The organism is Actinomycetospora chibensis, assembly GCF_028737215.1.
Classification (GTDB): Bacteria; Actinomycetota; Actinomycetes; order Mycobacteriales; family Pseudonocardiaceae; genus Actinomycetospora; species Actinomycetospora chibensis.
In genome coordinates this window covers 120,271-127,457 of sequence record NZ_JAQZAM010000015.1, presented here as the reverse complement: position 1 = coordinate 127,457, position 7,187 = coordinate 120,271, and the positions used below count along the sequence as shown (strand labels likewise).

Sequence of the window (7,187 nt, the reverse complement as noted above, 5' to 3'; positions counted from 1 at the left end):
TGGTCCTCCGAGCGATCCTGCTCTGGCTCCGACCTACTTAGGAGACACGCCCTAGTTGGCAGCTACTACGGGCCCGGTTAGAGCCGCCCAACGGCCCACCTCCGCTGTCACCGCCCTCCGCGGCCCCTGCCCCGAGGCCCCGGCCGGCGCCCCTCCAGGAGCGCCGGGCCAGAGGTGGGGCCGATCAGGGCGCGCTGCGGCGGCGGTGCCAGACGTAGCCGCCGGCCCCCAGGGCGGTGACTCCGAGCGCTCCCGCAGCGAGCGGCACGACCGGCGTCGTTGCCTCCGAGCCGTCACCGGCGGCCACGCCGCCCTCCGGGTACGCAGCGTCCTGCACGTCGGTCGAGGACGGCTGGCCCTGCTCCTGGCCCGCCTCCACGACCTCGACACGCTCGATGTCACGGCCCTGCGAGCCGCAGCGCACCGCGGTGCCGTCGCTGTAGACCACCCAACGACCGCCGTTCCACAGGTACACCGACCTCGGGTACACGTTCGTCTGCTGATTGACGATCACCGGCCGGTTCACCACCGTCGGCTCCGACGAGGTCGACGGTCCGCCGGTGCCGGTGCCGGTGCCGGTGCCGGTGCCGGTGCCGGTGCCGGTGCCGGTGCCGCCGGTGCCGCTGCCGCTGCCCCCGCTGCCGCCGCCGCCGGTGCTGCCGCCGGTACCGCCGCCGCCGCCGGGGCTCGGGCAGTGTTCGCGGGCTTCGGTGAGCTCGCGGATGGCTTCCTGGAGGGGGTTGTTGGCGGCGGCTTGCGCGGCGAAGAGCCGGGTCTGCTTCTCGACGGCGCGCTGCGCGGTGAGTCGGGCAGCCTCGATCTCAGCGGCCGTGGCGTTGTCGTCGGCCTGGATCCGCTGATACTCGGACTGAGCGGTGGCCACGACGAGCTTCTGACGCTTGTACGCAGAGACGGCCTCCCGGAGGGCGGCCTGGCGCTGGTCGACCACGCGCTGGGCCGACACGACCTCCGGGCACTGCGCGGTGATGGGCGACGACGCGGATGATTCGGCGGAGGCGACGCCGGCGCCGAGGGGCAGCAGCACGCCGGCTGTCAGGGCCCCGCCGAGCAGGACGCGGTAGCGGAACGGCAGGTAACGCTGGGACATCAGATCTCCTCGTGCCTCGTCCGCAGCCGTGCTTGGCGGCGGTCACGGGGGTAGGAGCAGCGGGCCCGGGTGACTCGCACACTTTCTCGAGAACTTCTTCCGAGATTTCCGCGGATGTCGGCCGGGCTGTCTCGGACCCGAGGGGCGCGACGATCCGATCGCCGGGCCGCGATCGGTCGTGGGCCGCGTTCGCAGCCACGCCTCGACCAGGGCGGGCGTCGGCTCGATCCTCACCGACGACCCCATGTCGTGGTCGTCGCTCCATGTCCGCCATGGGGAGCAACGTCGGATCCGGCCAACGGCGGCTCGATTGCCACTCGGCCCACGTGGAGCGCCGCCGGGCGAGCGGGGGAAACGATCGTGACGGGCGTAGCGATGCGTGGATCACTACTCCGGGGGGAGCGAGGATGACCGTCGGCCGGCGAGGTCGCGGTCCTGCTCGCGGGAAGCAAGGTGGGACATGCTGGTTGGCTTCGATTCCCGAGACCATGCGGACACCACGACGTGACGGCCCGGAACGGGGCGGGACGTCCCGAGCTTCCTCGCTCCGACTCCGCTGGCGCACCCGCCGGCCGACACCGGCTCGTCGCTGCTGTCGACATGTCGCCGCCGGCCTGGGCGGGCGAAGCGTCCGGAGCCCACGAGACCGGACCGGTGGCCACGGCCCGTCCCATCGTCGCCCGTCCCATCGTCGCTGGATCGGGGCCGCGACTGGTTCGCACCTCGGTCCGCGTGCCCCACCAACGGAAGTCGCCCGACCCGAGGCCGGCCACCGAGCCGGTCCTCGTCGAGGACGTGGCGCTGGCGGTGGCCGCCCGGAACAACCCGACGGCGTTCGCGGCGATCTACCGTCGGTACGGCGACGCCTTGCACGACTTCTGCCTCGGGATGTTGCGCGACCCCGACGCGGCGGCCGACTGCGTCCAGGATGTGTTCTGCACCGCGGCGTCGCGGCTGGGGCAGCTGCGCGAGCCCGACAAGCTGCGGCCGTGGCTCTACGCGATCGCACGCCACGAGGCCTTGGCTCGGCTGCGTCGGCGACGTCGGGAAGAACCCACGGACGACCTGCCCGACTCCGCCAGCACCGCCGATGGGCCCGAGACCCTCGCTGCACGGACCGAGCTCGTCTCCCTCGTCGCTAAGGCCGCCGGCGGGCTCGCCGACCGTGATCGCGCGGTGCTCGAGCTGCACTACCAGCACGGTCTGGACGGGCCCGCGCTCGCCGAGGCCATGGGTGTCAGCGCCACCAACGCCAACACCCTGGTATCGCGTCTGCGGATCACCATCGAGCGCTGCCTGGGCGCGACACTGGTCGCCCGCCACCACCGCGAGCACTGCCCCGAGCTCGCCGCGCTGCTCGCGGACTGGGACGGAGCGATGACCGTCCTGCTGCGCAAGCGGCTCAACCGCCACATCGAACGCTGTGAATCCTGCAGCCGTGCCCGCCGCGAGCTCGTCACGCCCCAGGCGCTCCTGGCCTCGGCGCCGGTGATCATCCCGGCACCGGCCTGGCTCGGGGATTCGGTCGTGCACCACGCCACCCCACTGCTCAAGACCAGCGGGCTGGCCCACCACGGTTGGTGGCCCGCCGGGGTGGGGTCGGGAACGCCCACGGCGCTCGCCGCGGTCGCGGCTCCTCTCGTCGCCGCGGCGACCGTCTCCCTCGTCGCGATCGCGCCCCTGACCGCCGGTCCCGGTACAGAGGCGACGGCGAGCCACCCCGCGCACGAGATCAGCGCCAGCGCGGTCCCTCGCACCGCCCCCGCTCTGCCCGCACGAGTCACCAGCTCGACGACGACCACCCCGGCTCGCGTGGCGCCACCGGTCGCGCGTCGGACCACCGTGAGCGGAGCGACCACCCCGCCGAGTGCCGTCGACAGCGGCGGCGATGGGGGACAGGGCGGCGACCAGGCTCAGGGTGGCGGCGACGGGGACGGCGGTCAAAACGGTGGCGGGGGCTTTGACGGGCTGTTCGGCGATGCCGGGGGCGGCGGTGGTGCCGGCGGTGGCGACGGCGGCGGTGGTGCCGGCGGCGGTGGCGACGAGCTGTTCGGCGGCGGATAGCGAGCCGCTTCCCGGTTCGACCAGCCCGGGCCCGGACACGGCGACCGGAGGCTCACCGCGGAAGACGTCAAAGAAGTCGCGAGAAAAGTGTGCGAGTCGGTGGGGTCTGCTGCTCCTACCCGTGTCACCGCCACCGAGCACGGTCGCGGGACGAGCTGCGAGGAGCCTCGATGTCCCAGCGTTCTGCCTTACCCACCGGCGTCCGTGTCCTGATCGGTGGTGCCCTGGCCGCGGGCCTGCTGTTGCCCCTGGGCGCCGGTGTCGCTGCCGCCTCCCCGCCCGAACCGACGTGTGCTGCGGTCGTCGAGGCAAAGGCGCTCGTGCGGGAGCGCCAGAACGCCCTCGACGAGGCGCTGGCCGCCTACCAGCGCCAGAAGACCGTCGTGGCGACCACCCGCGCCACCTACGAGCGGCTACAGGCCGACGAGACCGCGACCGCCTCCGACATCGAGGACGCCCGCGTCACCGCGCAGAGGGCCGTGGAGCGCAACACCAAGCTCTTCGCCGCCCAGCAGGCCGCCGGCCGGGCACTCCAGGAAGCCGTCCGCGAACTCGCCGACGCCCGCGAGGAGTGCGAGAACAGCACCGAGGGGCCCGAAGGACCGCGGGGCCCGCGGGCGCCCGAAGGTCCGCGGGTTCCAGAGCAGGGTCCGGAGGTTCCCAGAGGGCCTGAGGGGCCGCAGCACCAGCCAACTCCGGTGGTGAACCAGCAGGTGACGGTCAACCAGCAGACGAACGTCCACCCAACATCGGTGTACCTGTGGAACGGAGGGCGGTGGGTGGCCTACAGCGACGGCACCGCGGTGCGCTGCGGCTCCAGCGGGCAGGACGTCGAGCGCGTCGAGGTCGTCAACGCTGGCCTCGAGCAGGGCGCGCCGTCGGCAGACGACGTCGAAGACGCCGCGTACCCGGAGGGCGGCGTGGCCGCCGGCGACGGCTCCGGCGCGACGGCGCCGGTCGTGCCGATCGCGGCGGGCGCTCTCGGGCTGACCGCACTGGGCACTGGTGGCGTGGCCTGGCACCGTCGCCGCAGCGCGCCGTGACCGGTCACCCTGCGGCGTCACCGCCGGGACGAGTGTCGAGGCGCCCGGGTGTTGTCCCGGTCGTCCTCCTGCTCGTCGCCGTGGCCGCCTTCGCCGTCGCGTTCTTCTCCGTCACGGGTGGCGGCCGGGTCGGTCCGGCCTCGGTCGGGCTGCCCGCGCAGCGCACGGCGGTCGGGCTGCCACTCACCCCGGCTGTGACGACGAGGCTGCGGGTGCCCTCGATCGGGCTGGACACCGCCCGGCTCACAGAGCTCGGGCAGGACGCGGACCGTCGTCTCGAGGTGCCGCGGGACGCGGCCACGGTGGGGCATTACGCGGAGGGCGCGTCGGCGGGAGAGCAAGGTCCCGCCGTCTACGCCTCACACGTCGTCTACCGAGGTGCCGAGGGCGGGTTCGCCCGGCTCGCGGAGGTCGAGGCCGGCGACCAGGTGCTCGTCGACCGTAGCGACGACGTGACGGTGGTGTTCCGCGTTGACCGCGTCGCGCAGGTGGACAAGGACGCGTTCCCAACCCAGGCGGTGTACGGACCCACCCGCGGCCCGGAGCTGCGACTCATCACCTGCGGCGGCACCTTCGACACCGACGCCGACAGCTACGAGGACAACGTCGTCGTGTACGGCGCCGCCCTCGAGGCCTACCGAACGTGAACACGCGCCTCCCCGTGGCAAGTGCGGAGCTTGCCAGCGCGCCGGGCACCTCGACGCCGACAGCGAGGCTCTGTCCTGCCTATTCGCGGCCGTTGAGTCTGTCTCGTGCGGACTTCTTGGCTCTCGGCTCCGGTGAGGGAGATCGGGCTAGGAGCGACCGGTCCGAGGTGACTCGTGCGCCTTCTTGGGGTTCTGCCGCTCCGCGCCGCCGCTATTCGCCGCCTTCCACCTTCGGGCGCTTCCTGGCGACCGTTCGGCGGCATTGCGAAACAGCTGGCCTGAACGGAGCGATGCGGTGATCAACGCCAGTCCGGGGGGGGGAGGCGGTTGGTGAGCTGTGCCATGGCACGGCTCGCTGCCCGCGAGAGTGGAGGGGGCGCGATGAAGGTCGTTGTTCGCAGCACGGTGATACGGGCGTGACGGTCGAGGACGCGCACGCAGACGGACGACACCGCGCGGCGCACGGTGGTGACGATGTCGGAGTTCCGTGCGGGGCCGATCTCTGGGCGAAGCCCGATTTCTGGGCGGGGTCCGACGACTTCACCGGGCCGATCGCTGCGCAGGGCTCGCCATCGACCGCCACCAGGCCACGGCTGATCCATCCGTCGGTGGCTCGCCTGCCCCGGCCACGGCGGGGCGGGGAGCACGCGACCGAGCCGATGCGGGTCAGCGACGCATCCCTCGCCGCTGCCGCGCCGACGAGCTCGACCGCGTTCGCGGCGATCTACCGACGCTATGGTGATGCTTTGCATGACTTCTGTCTTGGGATGTTGCGGGATCCAGATGCCGCCGCCGACTGCGTTCAGGACGTTTTCTGCACCGCCGCTACCCGGCTCGGGCAGCTACGCGAGCACGACAAGCTACGGTCATGGCTCTACGCCATCGCACGCCACGAGGCCCTCGCGCGGCTGCGCGGGCGCCGGCGCGAGGAGGTGGCGGACGAGCTGCCCGACCGCCCGAGCCCTGAGCACAGCCTCGACACCCTGGCCGCGCGCCGCGAGCTCGCAGACCTGGTCGCTCGTGCGGCTGGCGGGCTCTCCGACCGCGACCGCACGTTGCTGGAGCTGCACTACCGCCACGGCCTAGACGGACCCGAGCTCGCCGACGCCCTCGGGGTCAGCGCCACCAACGCCAACACCCTGGTCTCGCGGCTGCGCTCGACGATCGAGCGCTGCCTCGGCGCACTGCTGGTCGCACGCCACGAGCGGGAGGCGTGTGCCGAGCTCGGCGACCTGCTCGGGAACTGGGACGGGACCATGACCGTCCTGCTGCGGAAGCGCGTCAACCGCCACGTTGAACGGTGCTCGAGATGCGGCGAGGCTCGTCGCCGGCTCCTGTCGCCGACGGCGCTGCTGGCCTCGGCGCCCGTCGCGGTCCCGGCGCCCGGCTGGCTCAGCGACAGCGTCGCCCGCCAAGCGGCACCGACGCTGCACCGCACCAGCGAGACCACCGCGACCGGGACGTCATGGTGGCCTGCGGGTCTCGGCGGCGGCACCCACACCAGTGCCACGGTGCTTGCCCCATTCGTCGCGGCTGTCGTCGCGGTCCCGGCCGTTGCGGTCGCGATGCTGACGGGTGAGGGCGCCACGCTGTCGTCCAACGTCGGACCGGGTGCGCTCGTGCCCTCGACGAGTGCGGTACCCCCGATCCAAGGCGTGACGCCCACCTCCGCCACCTCGTCCCCGACGCCGAGCACGTCTGCTGGACCGGTACCGACGTCGCGTCTGGTCCCCGGCGCGCCCGGGGCACCCTCCGGGGGAGCTCGCCCGGGCGCCCGGCCCGGCCAGCCCGCGGTACCGGTCCCGACAGCGCCCCTCGGGCCCTTTCGACGCACTCCTGTGGCGCCCGCGCCGGCGGAGCCGACCCGTGTTGATCCGCCCGAGACACGTCCCACAACTGGTTCGGGATGCGTGGCGTGCTCCGCCACGACCGCCCCGTCCGAGACGCCATAGGGGTCCGTGGCAGCGGCCTTGGTTGGGTCCGCCCTCGGACCTCGATTGAGCTGGCCTGCGCGCGCGGGGGAGGCGCCCACCTCTCCGGGCGACCGACGAACCTCGCGTGGCTGATCCGCGGTCATGGCAATGGCCACCCGGATAGCAGTGGTGGCTCTAGGCCGGAATGACCCGCTGGCAGCGGGGACAGTGGACCCATGAACAACCCGACATCCCGCGTTGATCGTCGTCCGAACCGCCAACTAGGGCACGCAATCCGCCGACACGCGCCCGACGACATCGCTAGATAGCGCGGAGCCCTAGAGACCTCTTGGGAGCTCCGAGGACAGCCGATAACCCGGTTCTATGTCACGCGCTGGTGCCGCGATGCTAA

5 protein-coding genes are annotated in these 7,187 nt (G+C 72.8%); 4 read left to right on the top strand and 1 reads right to left on the bottom strand.

Going from position 1 to position 7,187, the window contains the following annotated elements; all coding sequences use genetic code 11:
* Nucleotides 1-184: 184 nt before the first annotated feature.
* Entirely contained in the window at nt 185-1,108 is a 924-nt protein-coding gene (locus tag PH189_RS22635; RefSeq protein WP_274191089.1) for a hypothetical protein, read from the bottom strand.
* Nucleotides 1,109-1,840: 732 nt separating this feature from the next.
* Between PH189_RS22635 and PH189_RS22630 the strand changes: the two genes are divergently transcribed.
* The 4 genes from PH189_RS22630 to PH189_RS22615 all read left to right on the top strand — a co-directional run bounded on the left by PH189_RS22630 (nt 1,841) and on the right by PH189_RS22615 (nt 6,814).
* On the top strand, nt 1,841-3,172 hold the full coding sequence (locus PH189_RS22630; protein WP_274191088.1) for an RNA polymerase sigma factor: 1,332 nt from the start codon (nt 1,841-1,843) through the stop codon (nt 3,170-3,172).
* Between the two features lie 170 nt (nt 3,173-3,342).
* Nucleotides 3,343-4,215 carry a collagen-like domain-containing protein gene (locus PH189_RS22625; protein WP_274191087.1) on the top strand — a complete coding sequence of 291 codons (873 nt, stop codon included), beginning with the start codon at nt 3,343-3,345 and terminating at the stop codon, nt 4,213-4,215.
* Between the two features lie 32 nt (nt 4,216-4,247).
* A complete protein-coding gene (locus PH189_RS22620) occupies nt 4,248-4,862 on the top strand; it encodes a sortase domain-containing protein (protein WP_274191086.1) in 615 nt (204 codons plus the stop codon).
* Nucleotides 4,863-5,521: 659 nt separating this feature from the next.
* Complete coding sequence (locus PH189_RS22615; RefSeq protein WP_274191094.1) at nt 5,522-6,814, top strand: RNA polymerase sigma factor; 1,293 nt, start codon at nt 5,522-5,524, stop codon at nt 6,812-6,814.
* Nucleotides 6,815-7,187: the final 373 nt, after the last annotated feature.